This window comes from Streptomyces sp. NPDC026515 (genome assembly GCF_055567595.1).
The window spans coordinates 181,888-200,927 of sequence record NZ_JBVHQD010000012.1 but is presented as its reverse complement, the minus strand read 5'-3'; the positions used below and the strand labels follow the sequence as shown (position 1 = coordinate 200,927).

The window sequence follows — 19,040 nt, the reverse complement described above, 5'->3', positions numbered from 1 at the left end:
GCACCTCGGGCGGGGAGTGCCCGCGGGTCCGCATAGGCTGGGCGGATGCAGGACGAGTACCGCACAGTCGCCCGCGCGGGCACCCACGAGACCGAGGTCAACCGCTCCCGTTTCCTGTGCGCTCTCGCCCCGGCGGCCACCGAGCAGGAGGCCCAGGACTTCGTCGCGCGCGTCCGCAAGGAGCACGCCGACGCCAGCCACAACTGCTGGGCGTACGTCATCGGCGCCGACGCCTCCACCCAGAAGGCCAGTGACGACGGCGAACCGGGCGGCACCGCCGGCGTCCCGATGCTCCAGATGCTGCTGCGCCGCGACATGCGGTACGTCGTCGCCGTCGTCACCCGCTACTACGGCGGGGTCAAGCTCGGCGCCGGCGGACTGATCCGCGCGTACGGCGGCGCGGTCGGCGAGGCCCTCGACAGCCTGGGTGCGATCACCCGCCGCCGCTTCCGGCTGGCCACCGTGACCGTCGACCACCAGCGGGCCGGCAAGGTCCACAACGACCTGCGGGCCACCGGCCGCGAGGTCCGTGACGTCCGCTACGGCGAGACGGTCGCCATCGAGATCGGGCTGCCGGACGCCGACGTGGACACGTTCCGCGCCTGGCTCGCCGACGCGACCGCGGGCACGGCGGGCCTCGAACTGGGCGGGGAGGCCTACGGGGACGCGTGACGATCCGAACCAAGCGGACATAACATCCCTAATTCATCTGACTCATGACGGGCTGATACGGGAGTAACCGCCCGTGATGTCAGACCAGCCGGTTAACCTCGGGGATCATGAGACTCCTGCACACTTCCGACTGGCACCTCGGCCGGGCGTTCCACCGGGTGAACATGCTCGGCGCCCAGGCCGAGTTCATCGGCCACCTGGTGACGACCGTGCGTGAGCACGCCGTCGACGCCGTGGTCGTGTCGGGAGACGTGTACGACCGCGCGGTCCCGCCGCTGGCCGCGGTCGAGCTGTTCGACGACGCACTGCACCGGCTCGCCGGCCTGGGCGTGCCCACGGTGATGATCTCCGGGAACCACGACTCGGCCCGCCGCCTGGGCGTCGGCGCCGGTCTCATCGACCGCGCCGGCATACATCTGCGGACGGAGCCGTCGGCGTGCGGAACGCCCGTCGTCCTCACCGACGCCTTCGGCGACGTCGCCTTCTACGGCCTGCCCTACCTCGAACCGGCGCTGGTGAAGGACGAGTTCGCCGTGGAGAAGGCCGGACACGAGCCGGTGCTGGCCGCCGCCATGGACCGGGTCCGCGCCGACCTCGCCGCCCGCGCGCCCGGCACGCGCTCCGTCGTCCTCGCGCACGCCTTCGTCACCGGCGGCGAGGCCAGCGACAGCGAGCGGGACATCACCGTCGGCGGGGTGGCCGCCGTCCCGGCCGGGGTCTTCGACGGGGTCGACTACGTCGCGCTGGGCCACCTGCACGGCTGCCAGACCCTCACCGAGCGCGTCCGCTACTCCGGGTCCCCGCTGGCGTACTCCTTCTCCGAGGCCGGCCACCGCAAGAGCATGTGGCTGGTCGACCTCGCCGCCGACGGCACCGTCACCGCCGATCGCCTCGACTGCCCGGTCCCGCGCCCGCTGGCCCGGATCCGCGGCACGCTCGACGGCCTGCTCGCCGACCCCGCCCTGACCCGCCACGAATCCGCCTGGATCGAGGCCACACTCACCGACCCGGTCCGCCCCGCCGACCCGATGGCCCGGCTCACCGACCGCTTCCCGCACACCCTCAGTCTGGTCTTCGCCCCCGACCGCGCCCCGGACGACCCCGACGTGACCTACGCCCGCCGCCTGGCCGGCCGCACCGACCGCCAGATCGCCGAGGACTTCGTCGCCCACGTCCGCGGTGCGGGCCCCGACCAGCGGGAACTGACCGTGCTGGGCGAGGCGTTCGACGCCGTGCACGCCGATCTCGCGGTGCGCGAGGCGGCACGGTGACGAGGTTCGCGCGACGGATCAGGGCGGCCGCCCAGTGAGGCTCCACCGGCTCGACATCACCGCCTTCGGCCCCTTCGGCGCCACCCAGCGCGTCGACTTCGACGCCCTCTCGGCCGCCGGGCTCTTCCTGCTGCACGGCCCGACCGGCGCCGGAAAGACCTCCGTCCTGGACGCCGTCTGCTACGCGCTGTACGGCACCGTTCCGGGCGCCCGCCAGAGCGGTCAGGGCACCTCCCTGCGCAGCGACCACGCCGACCCGGCCACCCGCACCGGGATCCGCCTCGAACTCACCGTCGGCGGACGCCGGCTGGAGATCACCCGGCAGCCGCCGTGGGAGCGCCCCAAGAAACGCGGCTCCGGCACCACCCTCGACAAGGCCCAGACCTGGCTGCGCGAGTACGACCCGACGGGCGGTGCCTGGAAGGACCTCAGCCGCTCCCACCAGGAGATCGGCGAGGAGATCAGCCAGCTGCTCGGTATGAGCCGCGAACAGTTCTGCCAGGTCGTCCTGCTGCCACAGGGCGACTTCGCCCGCTTCCTGCGCGCCGACGCGGGCGCCCGTGGGCAGTTGCTCGGCCGCCTCTTCGACACCCAGCGCTTCGCCGACGTCGAGAAGCGCCTCGCCGAGCGCCGCAAGGCGACCGAGGCCCGGGTGCGGGAAGGTGACTCGGCCCTGCTGACCGCCGCGCACCGCATGCAGCAGGAGGCCGGCGACGCGATGGAGGTGCCGGAGCTGGCCCCGGGCGAGCCCGGACTCGCCGAGGCCGTCCTCGCCGCCGCCGCCGTAGCCCGCAGCACCGCCCGCGAGCGGTTCACCGTCGCCCACTGCCGCCTCACCGCGGCCGAGTCCGCCCGGTTCGCCGCCGACCGTGCCCTGGCCGACACCCGCGAACTGGCCCGGTTGCAGGCCCGGTTCGCCGAGGCCGGGGAGCGGGCCGCACGGCTGCAGGAGCGGGCCGGGGACCGCCGTGCGGCGCAGGCGCGGATGGAGCGGGGACGGCAGGCGGCGACGGTGGCGCCGGCGCTGGAGCTGTGGGAGGCCGCCGCGGCCGCGCACCGCGAGGCGGCAGCCGCCGAGGCACGCGCGCGTGCGCTGCTGCCGGAGACCTTCGCGGAAGCCGGTGCGGCGGGGCTCGCCGCCGCCGCCCGCCGGGCGGCCGAGGAACTGGGCGAGCTGGAGTCCGCGCGCCGGGCCGAGCGACGGCTCACCGAGGTCCTCGCCGAGCGCGGGCGCCTGGACCGGCAGGAACGGGACGACGAGGACGTCCTGCGCGAGGCCGCGGGCTGGCTCGCCGACTGGGACGCCGTGCGCGCCGGGCTGGGGACCCGGATCGACTCCGCCCAGGAGGCCGCGACCCGCGCCGAACAGCTCGCCGTGCAGCTCGACCCCGCCCGCCGGCAGCTGGAGGCGGCGCGGCTGCGGGACGAGCTGGGCCGGGACACCGACGAGGCCCACCGCGGAGCCCTGGCCTCCGCGCGCCGGGCCGTCGACGCGCGGGCCCACTGGCTCGACCTCAAGGAACAGCGGCTGACCGGCATCGCCGCCGAGCTGGCCGCCGAGCTCACCGACGGCGCCCCCTGCGCGGTCTGCGGGGCGACCGAACACCCGGCGCCCGCGCGGAAGTTCGCTGGGCACGTGGACCGGGAGGCGGAGGAGCGTGCGCTCGCCGCCCATCAGCGCGCCGACGAACAGCGCGCCGAGGACGAGCGGCGCCTCGGCACCGTCCGTGAGGCACTCGCCGCCGCCACCGCCGCGGCCTCCGACCTGCCCACCGGTCGGCTGGAGGCCCAGCTGGAGGAGTTGGAGCAGGAGTACGCGCGGGCCCGGCGTGCGGCCTCCGACCTGCACGCCGCGCACGAGGAGCTGCGGCTCGCCGAGCAGGAGCGCGAGCGCCGGCTGGCCGGCCGGCAGCAGGCCGAGGTCCGGGCCGCCGCCCGGCTGACCCGGCGGGACGGCCTCGACTCCGAACAGAATTCCCTGGAGGAGGAGTTGACGGCGGCCAGGGGAGGCGCCGCCAGCGTCGCCGCCCGGGCCGGGCAGCTGGAGCGCCGGGCGGCGTTGCTCACCGACGCCGCCGACGCCGCCCGCACCGCCGCCGACAGCGCGGGACGTCTGAAGGACGCCGACGCCCGGCTCGCCGACGCCGCCTTCCGGGCCGGCTTCGGCACCCCGCAGGACGCGGCCGCCGCCCTCCTCGGCGATGCTGCCCACCGAGAACTCCAACGGCGCCTGGACGACTGGCAGTCCGAGGAGGCGGCGGTGCGCGCGGTGCTGGCCGAGGCCGACACCGCGGCGGCCGCCCAGCAGCCGCCCGCCGACCTCGCCGCCGCGGAGCGCGCCGCCGCCGCGGCGGCCCGGCGGCTGCGCGACGCCACCTCCGCCCGGGACCTGGCCGACCGGTGCTGCGCGGAACTCGACCGGCTGTCCGCCCGCGCGACCGGGGGCGTACGCCTTCTCGGGCCCCTGCGCGAGGAGTACGAGCGGGTCGCCCGGCTCGCCGCCCTCACCGCCGGCACCTCCGCCGACAACGAGCGCCGGATGCGACTGGAGTCGTACGTCCTGGCCGCCCGCCTGGAACAGGTCGCCGCCGCCGCGACCGTACGCCTGCAGCGGATGTCCTCCGGCCGCTACACCCTGGTCCACTCCGACGACCGGACCGGACGCGGCCGCAGCGGTCTCGGGCTGCACGTGGTCGACGCCTGGACCGGACGCGAGCGGGACACCGCCACCCTGTCCGGCGGCGAGACCTTCTTCGCCTCGCTCGCGCTCGCCCTCGGCCTCGCCGACGTGGTCACCGACGAGGCCGGCGGAGTCCGGCTCGACACCCTCTTCATCGACGAGGGCTTCGGCAGCCTCGACGACCAGACCCTGGACGAGGTCCTCGACGTCCTGGACTCACTGCGCGAACGCGACCGCAGCGTGGGCATCGTCAGCCATGTCCCGGACCTGCGCCGCCGCATCCATGCCCAACTGGAGGTGACGAAGGGCAGATCGGGCTCGGCGCTGCACCAGCGCGGGGTCTAGAAGGCTGATGAAGATCTTGGGTTTCTGCCCCTGCCGCGGGAGCGGCAGGCCCAGAACCCCAAGATCTTCATCAGCCTTCTAGGTGCTGATGCCGCGGCGGGGGAGGGGCGAGGAGTAGACGACGCTGGTCGTCACCGAGCCCAGGGTGCCGATCCTGCCGGTGATCTCCTCCAGGTGCCGCATCGAGCGGGCGGTGACCTTGATGACGAAACAGTCGTCCCCGGTGACGTGGTGCGCCTCCAGGATCTCGGGGGTGGCGGCGACCAGGTCGTGGAAGGGCCGGTAATTGCCGTTCGGGTAACGCAGCCGGACGAAGGCGAGGACCGGCAGGCCGAGCCGCTCCGGGTCGACCACGGCCGTGTACCCCTGGATCACCCCCGCCTCCTCGAGGCGGCGCACCCGCTCGGTCACCGCGCTCGGGGACATCGCGACGGCACGCGCCAACTCGGCGAAGCTGGCCCGGCCCTCGCGCTGGAGGACTTCGAGGATGCGCCAGTCGGTGGCGTCCGGGGAAAACACGGTCATGGCGGAGGGATAGCAGGGAATCCCCGGCCGGACAAGGGCAGGGCCGGGGATCGTGCCTTCAGGGCGACCGGCTACCGGCCGTAGATTTCCGGTCAAGGAGATCCGCCGCACCGTCGTCCAGTGAAAGGCCCCAGATGACCGTCACCACCGTGAACCCCGTCCTGCGTGTCGCCCCCGCCGCACCCGCCGAGGCCGCCGCCCACTTCCGGGCGGGCCTCGCCTTCCACGCCGACGTCTCCGACGTGGCCGCCGCCCTGGCCGCGGACGGCGACCCCGGCTTCGTCGTCCTGGACTGCCGCTCCACGGAGTCCTGGGACCAGGGCCACGTCCCCGGCGCCGTCCACCTGCCCACCGCGCTGATCCCCGGACAGGCGGCCCGGCTCCTCGACAGGGAGGTGCCCGTGGTGACGTACTGCTGGGGCCCCGGCTGCAACGGCGCCACCCGCGCCGCCCTCGCGCTGGCCGAACTCGGCTACCGTGTCAAGGAGTTGCTCGGCGGGTTCGAGTACTGGGCCCGTGAGGGCTTCGAGTTCGAGACCTGGCGGGGCCGTACGCGCAGGGCCCCGGACCCGCTGACCGCACCCGTCGACGGCGACTGCGGTTGCTGATTCCCGGCGGCGAACTTGTGCCGTCGCTGTACGTGTAGGTTCACCCCATGACTCGTTATGCGGAACCAGGCGCGGTGGAGTGGGTGGAGTCGGGCGGCGGCCCGCTCGTGGCGGTTCCGGAGACGGTCCTGCCGTTCTGGGCCGGAGCCGACAGCGAGGAACTGGCCACCGACTACGACCGGGCCTGCGAGGTCGACGGGTACGTCGGACTGCTCCCGGTCGGGGACAGCGCGGCCCTGGTCTTCGGGGACGAACCCGCCTCGACGTCCTTCCTGCCGGACCACGGCACCTTCGTACGGTGGTCCGCCGCCAGCTCCGAGGACGAGCTCCTGGCCCAGGTACCCGCCGCGCTCGACAGCGCGGTCTGGGAGAACGGGATCCACTGGCAGGTGCCGGGCCCCGTCGTCCTGTTCGACTCCGCGTGGCCGGGCGGCGAGGCCGAGGGCGGCGACCACCTGCGGGTCCCGCTGGAGGCCGGCACCTACGAGGTGCAGGCCGCCTACACCAGGCCCGGCCCGGAAACCTGGCTGGGCCTGGTGCGGTTGCGCAGGATCGAGAACTGACCGGTCGTCACTTCAGGCCGTCGATGGCGATGTTGAGATGGCGCGGGCCGCGCAGCACCGCGTTCGGGCGGTAGGGGGGCGGGTCCTCGACGAGCCGCGGGTTGTCGAGGCGACGCGCCAGCTGGGACAGCGCGAGCTGGGCCTCGATGCGGGCCAGCGGAGCGCCGAAGCAACTGTGGATGCCGCTGCCGAAGCCGAGATGCTGGATGTCCTGGCGGTCCGGGTCGAAGCGGTCGGGGTCGTGGAACCGCTCCGGGTCCCGGTTGCCGGCGGCCAGGACCAGCCAGATGCGCGAACCCTTCGGAATGGTCACCCCGCGCACCTCGATGTCGGCGATGCAGGTGCGCTGCGGCACGAGCTGCACCGGGGGTTCGTAGCGCAGCAGTTCCTCCACGATCCGCACCGACAGCCCCGGGTCGTTGCGCAGCCGCTCCAGGACCTCCGGGTGCCGCAGCAGCGTGAGCATGCCGTTGGTGATCAGGTTGACGGTCGTCTCATGTCCGGCGATGAGCAGCAGCACCGCGGTGCTCAGCACCTCCATGGTCGTCATGGCGCCGTCCGGACCGCTGCTGTGCACCAGATCGGACAGCATGTCGTCACGGGGTTCCTTCACGCGCTGCTCCACCAGCCCGTTCAGGTACATGCCGAGCTGCAGCCGGGCCTCCTGCGCGGCGCGCTGGGATTCGGCTGCCGTACGGCTGTCGGGGTCAAGGCCCGCGACGATCGGGTCGACCCAGGCACGGAAACGGGGCTCGTCCTCGCGCGGCACGCCCAGCACCCGGCAGATCGCGGTGACCGGGAAGGGGTACGCGATCTGGTCGACCAGGTCGAACTCCCGCGCGTCCCCGAGGCCGTCGATGAGACCGGTGATGATCTCCTCCAGCTGGCCCCGCATGTTGTCGATCCGGCGCGGCCGGTGCGGCGGCCCGAAGGAGCTGTTGGCGATCCTGCGCAGCCGGTCGTGCTCCGGCGGGTCGAGCCGGATGAAGCTCGGCGGCAGCCCGGTCGCCTCCGGACCGGACAGGTCGTCGTGGCCGCCGACGGTCACGTTGGACTCGTCGGAGCTGATCCGCGGATCGTGCAGCAGGGCCTCGATGTCGTGGTAGGAGCTGATGATGTAGGGGCCGTCGTCCTCCTCGTGCAGCACCGGAGTCTTGCGGAGTTCCTCGTACACCGGGTACGGGTTGGCGCGGTTCGCGAAGTCGGTGATCTGGCGCAACATCGAGGTCTGCGTCGTCATGACAGGTCCTTGGAACGTCGGGGCCGGGGCACGGTCAGTGGCGGGCGGGGTGGAAGACCAGCTGCTGGTCGGTCGGCGAGTAGCCGCTGAGGGTCACCATGGGGCCGTGCGTCGGCAGCGCGGGGTCCGGGAAGTCGGCGTCGACCGGCACCCGGCCCTCGGGACGCCGGTCCACCGTCGGGAACTCCACCGGGAACGGCGCGCCCCTCTCGATCTGCCGCTGGTAGAACTCCAGCCACCGGGTGTTGTCGAAGCTCACCGCGGCGATCGTCCGGCCCTTGCAGCCGTAGACCCCGACGAACCGGCGTTCCGCCAGCGAGCCCTGCGTGATCATGATCTGGTCGCCCATCGGCGGCACCCCGACCGACTTGATGTTCACCCCGAACTGGGACGACCAGAACGCCGGCACCCACAGGTGAGGCCTGCGCTCGGCGCTCGGACTGATCATGTTGTGCGCGGCGATCTCCGCCTGCGCGACCGCGTTGCCCCAGTGCTCCAGGGAGAGGAACTGGTAGCCGAACAGCGCGTGCGGGGACCGGGCGACATCCCCGGCCACGAAGATGTCGTCGGTGACGATGCCCCGGAAGTCGAAGGCACGGCAGCCCGCGTCGCAGGCGATGCCCCGGGGGCCCGCGCCGAGACCGGAACCGGTCAGCCAGCCGGTGTTGCGGGTCGCGCCGAGCGACACGATCACGACGTCCGCCTCGACGATGGTCTCGTCGGAGAGGTGGACGGCACGCACCCGGCCGGCCGGGTCGCCCTCCAGCGCGGTGACCGTCACCCCGGTGCGCAGGTCCACCCCGTTCTCGCGGTGCATGTCGGCCGCGACCGCGCCGATCACCCCGCCGAGCGCCCCCACCAGCGGCGCGCCCGCGCGTTCCGCGACGGTGACCTCGATGCCGTGCTCCCGGCAGGCCGAGGCGATCTCCGAACCGGTGAACCCGGCGCCGATCACGAACACCCGGCGCGGGCCGGCCTTCAGCCGCCGCAGCAGCGCGGTGGCGTCGTCCCGGGTGCGCAGGGTGAACACGCCGTCCAGCCGGGCCTCGTCCTCCTTGGGCCAGGGCCGGGCGCTGACTCCGGTCGCGATCAGCAGACGGTCGTACTCGACCTCGTCGCCGTCGGCCAGCCGGACCCGCTTGGCCTCCAGGTCGAGACCGGTCGCCGCGACCCCCAGCCGCCACTTCGCGTCGATCTCCCGGCGGTGGGGAAGTTCGGTGTGGTTCGGGGACGCCTTGCCGAGCAGCACCGCCTTGGACAGCGGCGGCCGGTCGTACGGCTCGTACGGCTCGTCGCCGATCATGGTGAGTTCGCCGGCGAAGCCCTCGGCGCGCAGCGTCTCGGCGCCGCGCAGCCCGGCCAGCGAGGCACCCACGACGACGATCCGGCCCTCCCGCCGGAGCCAGTCGAGATAGTCAGCGGGCGCCATCGGACGTCCCTCCCGCGAAGCCGTTCAGGCCGTCGGCGCTGATCGCCTGCACCGGGCAGGCGGCGACCGCACGGGCCAGCCGCTCCCGCTGCTCCTCCTCGGCGTGCGGGTTGTAGACGAGGGACTCCTCGCCGTGCATGGCGAAGACGTCCGGAGCCAGGAACGCGCACTGCGCGTATCCCTGACATCTGTTGAGATCGACGACAAGGCGCATCATGGCTCCGCCCTTCCGGTGGCCAGGTGTCGTACGTACCGCCACTCCGTGGCTTCAAGTCTCGGACGGCGGAGAACTCCCCGCACGTCAGCATCGGATCCCGCACCCGGCGCCGCGCGCCGGAGGGTTCCGAACGGGTGAGCGTTCAGGGGGCCGGGGCAGCCGCGGAGCGGCGGAAGCTCTCCATGACGATGTACACACTGAGCAGCAGGGACCAGGCCGGGAACACCAGCTCCGCCCAGGGCACGGCGGCGGAGACGAACAACAGGACGAGCGCGGTGAGGAAGCCCAGGAGCGTCAGCCAGCGGGGCAGGATGCCCAGGCGGTGCCCGATCACCGACGTGGAACAGACGAAGACGGCCGCCATCCGCATCGCGTACTCGATCATCAGCGTGTAGGCGAGGTGCTGGCCGAAGTCCCAGGTGGGCCGGGAGGGTGAGGTCCCCGCCGGATGGGAGGTGGCCAGCACGGCCGAGGCCACCGCCGCGGCGGCGAACATGGTGGCCGTGAAGACCAAGGCGCTGCCGAGGTACACGGTGGCCACGAACCGGTCCTCGGCGTCGCCGACGTGCGAGCGGACGGCTCCGACGAACCACAGGAAGAAGATGCCGGCGAACGGCACCAGCAGGAGGGCCCAGCGGACGGCGCTGCGCCGGGAGGGATCCGGCTGCTGGAAGGAGACCGCGTCGGCGCCCTGGGGGATGCCGAGCCGGATGAGCACGATGGCGGCCGCGAGCAGCAGCGCGAACACGATCCCGGCCACGCCGGCGGCGCGTGGGGTCTGCAACGGCTCCCGCCGTGGGGTCGTGGAGATCTGCATGGGCGGCTCGCTTCCTGTTGCCGGTGGCCCCTGGCACCAGAAAGCCTCCTGCCACCGGCCGCCGCCACCGGAGCACCCCCGAACGGCAGACCGCGACGACCCGGTGGCGGCCGCCACCGGGCGCCCACCGGTGGTGGGCGCCCGGACCGAGGCGGCCGCTCCTCAGACCGCCGTCACAGCTGCGACAGTTCGTCCACCAGGTCGTCCAGGCCCAGCGAACCCTGGGACAGGGCCGCCATGTGCCAGGTCTTGAGGTCGAAGGCGTCGCCGCGCCGCTCGCGGGCCTGCTCGCGGCCCGTCAGCCAGGCCCGCTCGCCCAGCTTGTAGCCGATGGCCTGCCCCGGCATGGACAGATAGCGGGTCAGCTCGCTCTCCACGAAGTCCGCCGGCCGGCTGCTGTGCGCGCCGAAGAACTCCTGTGCCAGTTCCGGCGTCCACCGCTCCCCGGGGTGGAAGGGGGAGTCTTCCGGGATCGTCAGCTCCAGGTGCATCCCGATGTCGATGATGACCCGCGCGGCGCGCATCATCTGCGCGTCCAGGTAGCCGAGCCGGCGCTCCGGGTCGGTGAGGAAGCCCAGTTCGTCCATCAGCCGCTCCGCGTACAGCGCCCAGCCCTCGGCGTTGGCACTGACCATGCCCACGCTGGCCTGGTAGCGGGAGAGGTTCCCGGCGATGTGCTTCCACTGGGCCAGCTGGAGGTGGTGGCCGGGAACGCCCTCGTGGTACCAGGTCGAGACCAGGTCGTAGACCGGGAACCGGGTCTGGCCCATGGTCGGCAGCCAGGTGCAGCCCGGGCGCGAGAAGTCGTCCGACGGCGGCGTGTAGTACGGCGCCGCGGCGCTCCCCGGAGGCGCGATCCGGGACTCCACGCGGCGGACCCGCTCGGCCAGGTCGAAGTGGGTGCCGTCCAGCTTCTCGATGGCCTCGTCCATCACGGACTGCAGCCAGCGCTGGACCTCGTCGACGCCCTCGATGTGGGTGCCGTGCTCGTCCAGGTGCGCCAGCGCCACCCACGGCGTGGCCGCGCCGGGCAGGATCTTCTCCGCCTCGGTCCTCATCTCGCCCAGCAGCCGGTGGTACTCGGACCAGCCGTACGCGTAGGCCTCGTCGAGGTCGAGGTCGGTGCCGTTGAAGTAGCGCACCCAGCGGGCGTACCGCTCGCGGCCCACCACGTCGGGGGCGCCCTCGATCGCCGGCGCGTAGACGTCCCGCATCCAGTCACGCAGCGCCGCGACGCCCCGGGTGGCGGAGCGGGCGGCCTCGTCCAGTTCGGCGCGCAGCGCCTGTGGCCCGGCCGCGGCGAACTGCTCGAACCAGCCCTGCCCGTCGCCCGGGCCGGCCCATTCGCCGAGCTGCCCGACGAAGGTGGCGGTGGCACGCGGGCCCGCGTGCAGCTTCCGCTCCAGACCGAGTTCCAGGGACTGCCGGTAGCCCTCCAGCGCCGCCGGTACGGCACGCAGCCGCTCGGCGATCGCCGTCCAGTCCTCGTCGGTGGCCGTGGGCGTCACGGTGAACACCTGGCGCACCGCGTGCGCGGCCGAGCTGAGGTTGCTGACCGAACGCAGGCTCTCGTCCGCCTCGTGCACGGCGAGGGAGGCGGTCAGCCGCTCGCGCAGCAGGCGGGCACAGCGACGCTCGATGTCACTGTCCGCGCCGGGCTGCCGTTCGGCCTCGGCGAGCCTTGCGAGCGTGTCCCGCTGGAGCCGGGCGAGCGCCTCGTCGCCGGCCGGCGAGGTGTCGGGCAGCCGGCTCGAACTCTCTTTGACGCCGAGGAACGTACCGGTGATCGGATCGAGGGCGATGAGCTCGTCGACGAAGGTGTCGGCGACCTGACGGGGCAGCGGGCTCTTGGTCTGTGACATGCGGTCCATCCTCGTACGACGGGCCGCCGGACGTCACGGGGTTTGGGCCGACGGCGTGGGCGGGAGCAGCGGTCCGCACTCCCACTGCTGGAAGATCAACCGGGTCTCCACCCGGGCCACTTCGCGCTGGGACGTGAACTCGTCCAGGACCAGCCGCTGGAGGTCCGTCATGTCGGCCACCGCCACATGGACGAGGTAGTCGTCGGGACCGGTCAGATGGAACACCGTCCGGGACTCCGGCAGTGCCCTGATCCGCTCCACGAACGGCCCCACCAACTCCCTTCGGTGCGGCCGCACCTGCACCGACAGCAGCGCTTCGAGACCGCGCCCGAGCTTGGCCGGGTCCAGCTCGAGGCGGTGCCCGAGGATCACTCCGGAGCGCCGCAGCCGGGTCACCCGGTCCAGACAGGTCGACGGTGCCACGCCCACCCGCGCGGCGAGATCGCGGTAGGTGGTCCGGGCGTCGTTCTGCAGCAGCCGAAGCAGATGCAGATCGACCGGATCCAGTACGACAGATTCGGCCATACGGCGAACGTAACACGGTGTCCGCTTCCGGTGCCCCGCTCGATGTTCACCCTTCGGGCATGGACTCGACGAGCACCTACGACGACTCAGTGGGCACCTACGACGATCCGGTGCACCCCCGCGGCGGTGCGACGCGGCGGTCCGGCGCCGCGCGTGCCCTGGCCACCGAGGCCGTGCACGCCGGCCGCGACGACCTCGCCCGGCAGGGTCTGCACGCCCCGCCGATCGACCTGTCCACCACCTACCCGTCCTACGACAGCCGCGGCGAGGCCGCCCGTATCGACGCCTTCGCCACCGACGGCGCCGACCCCGTCGGGCCGCCGGTCTACGGACGGCTCGGCAATCCGACGGTCGCCCGCTTCGAGACCGCCCTGGCCCGACTGGAGGGCACCGAGTCGGCCGTCGCCTTCGCCAGCGGCATGGCCGCCCTGAGCGCCGTCCTGCTCGCCCGCGCGGCGGCCGGCCTGCGCCATGTCGTCGCCGTCCGGCCCCTGTACGGGTGCAGCGACCACCTCCTCACCGCCGGTCTGCTCGGCACCGAGGTCACCTGGACCGACCCGGCCGGCATCACCGACGCGCTGCGCCCCGGCACGGGGCTGGTGCTGGTCGAGTCCCCGGCCAACCCGACCCTCGCCGAACTCGACCTGCGGGCCGTCGCCCACGCCTGCGGCACGGTTCCGCTGCTCGCCGACAACACCTTCGCCACCCCGGTGCTCCAGCGCCCGGCCGAACACGGTGCCCGGCTGGTGCTGCACAGTGCCACCAAGTACCTCGGCGGCCACGGCGACGTCCTGGCCGGTGTGGTCGCCTGCGACGAGGTCTTCGCCGGGCAGCTCAGGAAGATACGTTTCGCCACCGGGGGTGTGCTGCACCCGCTGGCCGGCTATCTGCTGCTGCGCGGCCTGTCCACGCTCCCGGTCCGGGTCCGGGCCGCCTCCGCCACCGCCGCCGAACTCGCCCGCCGACTCACCGCCGACCCGCGCGTGGCCCGCACCCACTACCCGCGCCTGGGCGGCGCGATGGTCGCCTTCGAGGTGGAGGGCGATCCGCACGCGGTCGTCTCCCGGGTAGGGCTGATCACCCCGGCCGTCAGCCTCGGCAGCGTCGACACCCTCATCCAGCACCCGGCCTCCATCAGCCACCGGGTGGTGGACGAGTCGGACCGGCGCGGCGCCGGGGTGAGCGACCGCCTGCTGCGCCTGTCGGTGGGCCTGGAGGACGTCGACGACCTCTGGGCCGACCTGGACCGGGCCCTGGGGCCGTGTTGACCAGGCACTCGGGAGCGCGGGGCCGAAGAAACGCGCGGCTCCGCCGCGCGGCCGCGATCAGCCCCGCGCTCCCGCAGGCCGCGGGACGGGCCTGAGCCCTACGGCGCTTCGGCCCTCCCGCTCTCACCCGCGCCGGAGAGCCGTCCCGTGGCGGTCACGGCACGCCCCGGCTCGGCCGCCAGCCGGGCCGTGATGACCAGCGTCCCTTCCTCGATCTGATAGTCCAGCGGCAACTCCAGCCCCCGCATCGCCGCCACCATCGCGGTGTTGGACGCCTGCGTCACCGCGTACACGCTCTCGCAGCCCGCGTCGACGGCCATGCCCACCAGACGCCCCAGCAGCTCGCGGCCGATCCCGCGCCGCTGCCAGTCGTCCTCGACGAGCAGGGCGACCTCCGTCTCGTCCCCGTCCCACAGCAGGTGCCCGAGGCCGACGATCCGGCCCGAGGCGGTCTGCACGGCCAGCGTCCGGCCGAAGCGGGGGCTGAGCAGGTGGTTCAGGTAGCGGTCCGCGTCCCCGACCGGGCCGTGGTAGCGCAGCCCGAGGGTCCGTGCGGAGCAGCGCTCGTGCATGGCCTTCGCGGCCACCACGTCACCGGTGCCGGCCCGGCGTACGGTGATCTCCCTGCCCTCGGGCAGGGTGAGCACGTCCTGACTGTGCGGGATGCGCGGCCCGAGCCGGGCGTCCAGTTCGACGAGCGCGCGCGCCCGCGCGAACTCGGTCGGGGTGAACGGCAGATACGGCCGCTCCACGGTGATCACTCCACCCTCCGGTGCGCGCAGCCGCATCACGGTGTCCTCCAGCACCCCTTCGACGGGAACCGTCTCGGGGCGCCGGGCCCCGCCGACCGGATGGGCGGGGAGCGAGCGGATCGTGCACCTCCCCAACAACTGCCGGAGGGCCAGCGGAAGTTCCGCCGCGTCCAGCGCGGTTCGGGTCGCCAGGCCCAGCACCCGGGTCGGGGCGTCCACCAGATCGTGCGCGTCGGCCCGCTCGATCCAGGTGTCCCTGCCCCCGGCCAGCGCGACCGCCCGGGTGATCCCGCCGGCGGTCAGCGGGCGCGGGGCCCGCAGCAGGAACTCGTCGACCGTGCCGTCGCCCAGCGGATGCGTCTGCAGGTTCAGGATGTCGACCGCGTGCCCGGCGAGCGCGGCGCACAGCACGGCCAGCGAACCGGGCTCGTCCCGCACGGTCGTGCGCAGCCTCCACAGCGTGCTGCCCGCGCCCTCGCCCCCCGGGGCCGCCGCGCCGGGCCCGGCCTGCCGCGTCCCGGTGACGGCCGGCCGGGTGTCGGTATCGCTTCGGGTCACCGGAGGTGCGTGACCTGGGCGCCTGGCCCACCACACGTGGAAGCCGGCCGTCGCGGCCAGCACCAGTGCCGAGATCACCAGCATCGCCGGGCCGTCGGGCCCGTGCCCGATCAGGTTCGCCACCGCGTCCGCGACCGCGACGGCCGTGAACAGGGCGGCGAGTTCGACGACGTCCCGCCGCCAGTGGTGCACGGGCCGTCCGTGCCGTGTGCGCCTCACGTCAGACATGTCTCGATTCATGCATCCACTGTGAAGGAAGGGTGTTGCGTGATCACGAACGCTCTGTGACTGACGGGTAAAGCGTGCTTATGGTGTTCTGTTTAGTTTTCTACTGTTCTGGAGTCTCCGAAATAACCGGTTCCGATCACTGTCAGGCGGCTGTCTCCGCCCCCAGCGCGTCGAGCAGCCGGCGGGCCTGGACCACCAGACGGGACGAGCCGCGCCGCGCCGCCGCCTGCGGCAGATGCGGCAGGGCACCCCGGGCCCCGGACCGCTCGGCGCACTCGGCGGCGACCGAGAGCAGCTCGCCGAGCCCACGCACCGCACCCGGCGTGCCCGCGCCCGCCGTCGCGAGGTCGGCGAGCAGCACCGGAAGCGTGTGCCGGAGCATCTCCCATATCGTCGTGTTGGCCCCGGTGGCCGCCGCCGTCCGCGCCGACTCGGCCAGCCGCAGCGGCTTCCGCTCCGGGGTGAGCCCGGCCGAGGCGGCCAGGCCGGCGACGTCGACCCGGGGCTCCCAGGCCAGCAGCACCGCGATCAGCTCCGCGTCCTCGGCGGCCACGTCGGTGGCGAGCGCGTCCAGCACGCCGCCCTCGCCGGAGAACCCGCGGTCCGCGTCGGGCGACAGGGTCAGCGTCAGCCGCATGCCCGGCAGTGCGACCTCCCAGGCGGCGGCCGTCCCGGACGCCGCGAGGGTGCCCTGCGGGCCGTAGACCCGCAACGCCGTCGCATGGCGCAGCACCCGCTGGAGCGCGGCCAGCCGCTCCGGCCCCGGCAGGCAGACCGCGCCCGGCACCGGTCGGGTCGTCGGCCGCAGCCCGCGGCCCGCCGGTACCACCCAGCGGGGCCCGGCCGAGCCGCGGCGGGCCGTGCCCGCGCGGGGCAGTGAGCGCAGGAACCGCACCGCCTCGTCCGCCGGCAGCTCGGCCCGCAGGTCGAACCCGGCCGCTATGACCTGCGCCTCGGCGAAGCCGCGCAGCCAGCGGTCCGGCAGCGGCACCTTCTTCTCCACCACGGGGCCGTCGAGCGTGGTCACCGCCAACTCCTCGGGCCCCACCCGCAGATGCAGCGGGTCGTCGGTGCCGAGCCGGGAAAGGGCCTCCCGCAGCGGGTTGTTGACGTCAATGTTCGTCGTGCCGTGGCCCACCTCGCCGCCGTCCAGGCCCGCACCGAGAACGTCCAGCCGGGCGTACACCCCGCCGCAGCCGGAGAAGGACTCGAAGCGCAGCCGGTCACCGCTGCCCGTCACCACCGGGTCCAGCGAGGCGCGCAGCTGCGGCTGGTAGTACCGCGCGGCCGCCACGTCGGCCACCGCGAGCAGGCCGGCGGCGGCCACTTGGGGCGAGGTCAGGAAGCCCGCGAAGAACCGCGGATGGTCCTCGACCCCAGTGGGTGTCGCACCCCGGGACGTCTCCAGTCCCAGATGGCGTCCGGCGGCGGCGGAGTGCAGCACGGAGGGTCGGCGATAGGCCACGGCCTGTGAAGATCGCGTCATGGAAAGACCGTAGAGGCGACCACTGACAATCCACTCCGACCTGCGAAAACGCCACGCGGGTGGGGGAGTTCGGGGGCGCCGTGGGGCCCGTCCCGGGAGTGCGGCAGGGCCGTACGCCGGGGGATGACGCCGGTGCACGGCCCTGCGAGAAGGGTACGGGAGTTACTGGCCGACGCGGCCCGGCCGCAGGGTCCGGGTGAACAGTACGGTGCCGTCGTACTCGCGCAGACGGACCGTCAGCTCGCCGCTGTGGCCGTCGATGTCGACCTCGCCGAAGAACTGGTAGCCCTCGGCGGGAGACACGTTCGAGGCGGTCGGTGCCTTGACGAACACCCGGTCGGGACCGAACGTGCCGTCCAGCGCGCTGGCCGGGAAGGCGCCGGCGTTGAGCGGTCCGGAGACGAACTCCCAGAACGGAGCGAAGTCCTTGAACGCGGCTCGTGACGGGTCGTAGTGCTGGGCCGAGGTGTGGTGGACGTCCGCCGTCAGCCACACCGTGCCGGTGATCCCGCGGTGCTTGATGTACCGCAGCAGTTCGGCGATCTGCAGCTCACGGCCGAGCGGCGCGCCCGGATCGCCCTGGGCGACGGCCTCGAAATCGGCCATGCCCTCGACCGGGTCGGGCACCACCAGGCCGAGCGGCATGTCCGCGGCGATGACCTTCCACACCGCCCGCGACCGGGACAGCTCGCGCTTGAGCCACGCCAGCTGCCCGGCGCCGAGGATGCCCTGCGGGTCGGTCCTCTGGTCGTCGGCCGAGTTGGCGTTGCGGTAGGTCCGCATGTCCAGCACGAAGACGTCGAGGAGCGGGCCGTGACGGTGGACGCGGTAGATCCGGCCGTCCGGGCGGCCGCTGACCGTGGAGATGGGGAAGTACTCGGAGAACGCCCGCCGGGAGCGCACCGCCATGTCGTCCAGCCGGGTACCGGCCGGGTAGGCGGTGCCGGTGCCGATGACCTCGCCCGGGTACCAGTTGTTGCGGACCTCGTGGTCGTCCCACTGGATGACGTTCGGCACCTGGGCGTTGAACCGGCGCAGCGCCTCGTCCAGCAGGTTGTAGCGGAAGTTGCCGCGGAAGTCGTCCAGGGTGACCGCGACGTGCGACTTCGCCTCGCTGGTGACGTTGCGGTACAGGCCGCCGTCGGGCAGTGCCTGGGTCGCCGTGATCACGCCGTCGGCGTAGATGTTGTCGCCGCTGCACAGGAAGAAGTCCGGGTCCAGCTTCGCCATAGCGTCGAAGATGCGGTAGCCGCCGATGGACTCGTTGATGCCCCAGCCCTGCCCGGCCAGGTCACCCGACCACAGGAACCGCACGCCCTGGCGCCGGCGCGTGGCGGCGGTGCGGAAGGTACCGGTGACCGGCTCCCCGGTGCGGCGCGGGTCGTCGGGGTCGGCGAGCAGCACCCGGTAGTGGACCTGCTCGCCGGACGGCAGGCCGTGCAGCCGCGTGGTACCGGTGAAGTCGCTGTCGGCGCCGAGCAGGGGGCCGTGCCATCTGCGCGGGTTGCGGAACGACTCGGTGGCCGCCGTCTCCACGATCATCCGGGCCGGACGGTCCGAACGGACCCACACCAGGCCGGAGTCGGCGCTCACGTCGCCCGCCTGCACGCCCCAGTCCGCACGGGGCCGTCCGGAGAGCGCGAACGCCGGTGGCGTACCGAGTGCCGTGGGCAGGGCCAGGGCCGCCGAGGCGGCGAGGGAGCCGCGCAGCACACTGCGGCGGCCGGGGAGCGAAAGGGACATGATGGGCCTCCAGAACGTGGTCCGGCCAGTTGTGCACAGCCACACCTACTGGTGCGCCGCAGCGCTCACGGAAACCAGAAGTGAACAACTGCCCGGCCCCACGAGGTCACCCGTCGCGTCCGTCGAGCGTTCTCGCCCGTGCGTCGGACCGGCACCGTGCGCGCGACTCAGCACGGGCCGCCTCCCCGTCGCCGCCGTCGCCACCGCCCCACTCGTCGGAACCGGCACCGGCGGTCCCGCACGGGCCGTCG

General features: G+C 73.4%; 16 protein-coding genes. 6 read left to right on the top strand and 10 right to left on the bottom strand.

From position 1 onward, the window contains the following. Nucleotides 1–45: 45 nt before the first annotated feature. The 3 genes from ACZ4O3_RS25875 (at nt 46) to ACZ4O3_RS25865 (ending at nt 4,968) form a co-directional block, all read left to right on the top strand. On the top strand, nt 46–672 hold the full coding sequence (locus ACZ4O3_RS25875) for a YigZ family protein (RefSeq protein ID WP_467724467.1): 627 nt from the start codon (nt 46–48) through the stop codon (nt 670–672). A 107-nt stretch (nt 673–779) separates the two neighbouring features. After that, nucleotides 780–1,943, top strand: coding sequence for an exonuclease SbcCD subunit D (locus tag ACZ4O3_RS25870; protein WP_467724465.1), 1,164 nt, complete (start codon nt 780–782; stop codon nt 1,941–1,943). A 34-nt stretch (nt 1,944–1,977) separates the two neighbouring features. Next, nucleotides 1,978–4,968 (top strand): AAA family ATPase, encoded by a 2,991-nt coding sequence (locus ACZ4O3_RS25865; RefSeq protein WP_467724464.1) that lies wholly within the window; start codon nt 1,978–1,980, stop codon nt 4,966–4,968. Nucleotides 4,969–5,046: 78 nt separating this feature from the next. Here the strand turns inward: ACZ4O3_RS25865 and ACZ4O3_RS25860 are convergent, their stop codons facing one another. Next, nucleotides 5,047–5,493 carry an Lrp/AsnC family transcriptional regulator gene (locus tag ACZ4O3_RS25860; RefSeq protein ID WP_467724462.1) on the bottom strand — a complete coding sequence of 149 codons (447 nt, stop codon included), beginning with the start codon at nt 5,491–5,493 and terminating at the stop codon, nt 5,047–5,049. 134 nt (nt 5,494–5,627) lie between these two features. Here ACZ4O3_RS25860 and ACZ4O3_RS25855 point away from each other — a divergent pair, with 134 nt between their 5' ends. Both ACZ4O3_RS25855 and ACZ4O3_RS25850 read left to right on the top strand, forming a co-directional pair. Beyond that, nucleotides 5,628–6,101 carry a rhodanese-like domain-containing protein gene (locus ACZ4O3_RS25855; protein WP_467724461.1) on the top strand — a complete coding sequence of 158 codons (474 nt, stop codon included), beginning with the start codon at nt 5,628–5,630 and terminating at the stop codon, nt 6,099–6,101. 47 nt (nt 6,102–6,148) lie between these two features. Continuing rightward, on the top strand, nt 6,149–6,664 hold the full coding sequence (locus ACZ4O3_RS25850) for an immunity 21 family protein (RefSeq protein WP_362728972.1): 516 nt from the start codon (nt 6,149–6,151) through the stop codon (nt 6,662–6,664). Nucleotides 6,665–6,671: 7 nt separating this feature from the next. Here ACZ4O3_RS25850 and ACZ4O3_RS25845 read toward each other — a convergent pair whose 3' ends face one another. The 6 genes from ACZ4O3_RS25845 to ACZ4O3_RS25820 all read right to left on the bottom strand — a co-directional run bounded on the left by ACZ4O3_RS25845 (nt 6,672) and on the right by ACZ4O3_RS25820 (nt 12,754). After that, nucleotides 6,672–7,904, bottom strand: a complete 1,233-nt coding sequence (locus ACZ4O3_RS25845; protein ID WP_384997693.1) for a cytochrome P450 — start codon at nt 7,902–7,904, stop codon at nt 6,672–6,674. Nucleotides 7,905–7,938: 34 nt separating this feature from the next. After that, nucleotides 7,939–9,333, bottom strand: a complete 1,395-nt coding sequence (locus tag ACZ4O3_RS25840) for an NAD(P)/FAD-dependent oxidoreductase (RefSeq protein ID WP_362728968.1) — start codon at nt 9,331–9,333, stop codon at nt 7,939–7,941. Next, nucleotides 9,320–9,547: a ferredoxin gene (locus ACZ4O3_RS25835; RefSeq protein WP_384997766.1), complete on the bottom strand. Its 228-nt coding sequence runs from the start codon at nt 9,545–9,547 to the stop codon at nt 9,320–9,322. The genes ACZ4O3_RS25840 and ACZ4O3_RS25835 overlap by 14 nt, the downstream gene beginning before the upstream one ends. A gap of 145 nt (nt 9,548–9,692) precedes the next feature. Further along, nucleotides 9,693–10,367, bottom strand: a complete 675-nt coding sequence (locus tag ACZ4O3_RS25830; RefSeq protein WP_362729769.1) for a hypothetical protein — start codon at nt 10,365–10,367, stop codon at nt 9,693–9,695. A gap of 173 nt (nt 10,368–10,540) precedes the next feature. Beyond that, nucleotides 10,541–12,229 (bottom strand): DUF885 domain-containing protein, encoded by a 1,689-nt coding sequence (locus ACZ4O3_RS25825; RefSeq protein ID WP_467724459.1) that lies wholly within the window; start codon nt 12,227–12,229, stop codon nt 10,541–10,543. 33 nt (nt 12,230–12,262) lie between these two features. Continuing rightward, complete coding sequence (locus tag ACZ4O3_RS25820; RefSeq protein WP_362733210.1) at nt 12,263–12,754, bottom strand: Lrp/AsnC family transcriptional regulator; 492 nt, start codon at nt 12,752–12,754, stop codon at nt 12,263–12,265. A gap of 59 nt (nt 12,755–12,813) precedes the next feature. Here ACZ4O3_RS25820 and ACZ4O3_RS25815 point away from each other — a divergent pair, with 59 nt between their 5' ends. Further along, entirely contained in the window at nt 12,814–14,022 is a 1,209-nt protein-coding gene (locus tag ACZ4O3_RS25815) for a trans-sulfuration enzyme family protein (RefSeq protein WP_467724458.1), read from the top strand. 98 nt (nt 14,023–14,120) lie between these two features. Here the strand turns inward: ACZ4O3_RS25815 and ACZ4O3_RS25810 are convergent, their stop codons facing one another. From ACZ4O3_RS25810 to ACZ4O3_RS25800, 3 genes are all read right to left on the bottom strand, one after another. Then, nucleotides 14,121–15,560 carry a GNAT family N-acetyltransferase gene (locus tag ACZ4O3_RS25810; RefSeq protein WP_467724456.1) on the bottom strand — a complete coding sequence of 480 codons (1,440 nt, stop codon included), beginning with the start codon at nt 15,558–15,560 and terminating at the stop codon, nt 14,121–14,123. Nucleotides 15,561–15,702: 142 nt separating this feature from the next. Next, nucleotides 15,703–17,046, bottom strand: coding sequence for an SWIM zinc finger family protein (locus ACZ4O3_RS25805; protein WP_467724454.1), 1,344 nt, complete (start codon nt 17,044–17,046; stop codon nt 15,703–15,705). A gap of 162 nt (nt 17,047–17,208) precedes the next feature. Beyond that, complete coding sequence (locus ACZ4O3_RS25800) at nt 17,209–18,789, bottom strand: alkaline phosphatase D family protein (RefSeq protein WP_362730938.1); 1,581 nt, start codon at nt 18,787–18,789, stop codon at nt 17,209–17,211. Nucleotides 18,790–19,040: the final 251 nt, after the last annotated feature.

Excerpts from the sequence above, each read along its gene's own strand:
- ACZ4O3_RS25875 (WP_467724467.1), top strand. The coding sequence starts at position 46 with ATGCAGGACGAGTACCGCACAGTCGCCCGCGCGGGCACCCACGAGACC.
- ACZ4O3_RS25870 (WP_467724465.1), top strand. The coding sequence starts at position 780 with ATGAGACTCCTGCACACTTCCGACTGGCACCTCGGCCGGGCGTTCCAC.
- ACZ4O3_RS25860 (WP_467724462.1), bottom strand. The coding sequence starts at position 5,493 with ATGACCGTGTTTTCCCCGGACGCCACCGACTGGCGCATCCTCGAAGTC.
- ACZ4O3_RS25855 (WP_467724461.1), top strand. The coding sequence starts at position 5,628 with ATGACCGTCACCACCGTGAACCCCGTCCTGCGTGTCGCCCCCGCCGCA.
- ACZ4O3_RS25850 (WP_362728972.1), top strand. The coding sequence starts at position 6,149 with ATGACTCGTTATGCGGAACCAGGCGCGGTGGAGTGGGTGGAGTCGGGC.
- ACZ4O3_RS25845 (WP_384997693.1), bottom strand. The coding sequence starts at position 7,904 with ATGACGACGCAGACCTCGATGTTGCGCCAGATCACCGACTTCGCGAAC.
- ACZ4O3_RS25840 (WP_362728968.1), bottom strand. The coding sequence starts at position 9,333 with ATGGCGCCCGCTGACTATCTCGACTGGCTCCGGCGGGAGGGCCGGATC.
- ACZ4O3_RS25835 (WP_384997766.1), bottom strand. The coding sequence starts at position 9,547 with ATGCGCCTTGTCGTCGATCTCAACAGATGTCAGGGATACGCGCAGTGC.
- ACZ4O3_RS25830 (WP_362729769.1), bottom strand. The coding sequence starts at position 10,367 with ATGCAGATCTCCACGACCCCACGGCGGGAGCCGTTGCAGACCCCACGC.
- ACZ4O3_RS25825 (WP_467724459.1), bottom strand. The coding sequence starts at position 12,229 with ATGTCACAGACCAAGAGCCCGCTGCCCCGTCAGGTCGCCGACACCTTC.
- ACZ4O3_RS25820 (WP_362733210.1), bottom strand. The coding sequence starts at position 12,754 with ATGGCCGAATCTGTCGTACTGGATCCGGTCGATCTGCATCTGCTTCGG.
- ACZ4O3_RS25815 (WP_467724458.1), top strand. The coding sequence starts at position 12,814 with ATGGACTCGACGAGCACCTACGACGACTCAGTGGGCACCTACGACGAT.
- ACZ4O3_RS25810 (WP_467724456.1), bottom strand. The coding sequence starts at position 15,560 with ATGTCTGACGTGAGGCGCACACGGCACGGACGGCCCGTGCACCACTGG.
- ACZ4O3_RS25805 (WP_467724454.1), bottom strand. The coding sequence starts at position 17,046 with ATGACGCGATCTTCACAGGCCGTGGCCTATCGCCGACCCTCCGTGCTG.
- ACZ4O3_RS25800 (WP_362730938.1), bottom strand. The coding sequence starts at position 18,789 with ATGTCCCTTTCGCTCCCCGGCCGCCGCAGTGTGCTGCGCGGCTCCCTC.